This is a genomic window from Dyella sp. ASV21 (assembly GCF_016428975.1).
In the GTDB taxonomy this organism is placed as follows: Bacteria; Pseudomonadota; Gammaproteobacteria; order Xanthomonadales; family Rhodanobacteraceae; genus Dyella.
This window is the reverse complement of the sequence record NZ_JAELTT010000388.1, coordinates 1-307: the sequence shown is the minus strand read 5'-3', so window position 1 is coordinate 307 and position 307 is coordinate 1. Positions and strand designations below refer to the sequence as shown.

General features: G+C 75.6%; 1 pseudogene. It reads left to right on the top strand.

The window, feature by feature from the left end:
* Nucleotides 1-175: 175 nt before the first annotated feature.
* Nucleotides 176-307, top strand: a pseudogene (locus JHD67_RS22955) (23S rRNA (pseudouridine(1915)-N(3))-methyltransferase RlmH); the annotation flags it as partial.

Genomic DNA, 307 nt, shown 5'->3' with positions numbered 1-307 from the left:
CCCCCCCCCCCCCCCCCCCCCCCCCCCCCCCCCCCCCCCCCCCCCCCCCCCCCCCCCCCCCCCCCCCCCCCCCCCCCCCCCCCCCCCCCCCCCCCCCCCCCCCCCCCCTTTTCCACCCACACCCCGCAAACCGAGATTCGGTCACGGGTCTCGTGGGCTCGGAGATGTGTATAAGAGACAGATCCAGGACGAAGGCGCCGCGATTCTCGCGGCGTTGCCACGTGACATCCATGTGGTGGCGCTGGATGGGCGCGGCAAAACCTGGTCCAGCGAGGACCTCGCTGCGCAGTTGGCCAAGTGGCGCATG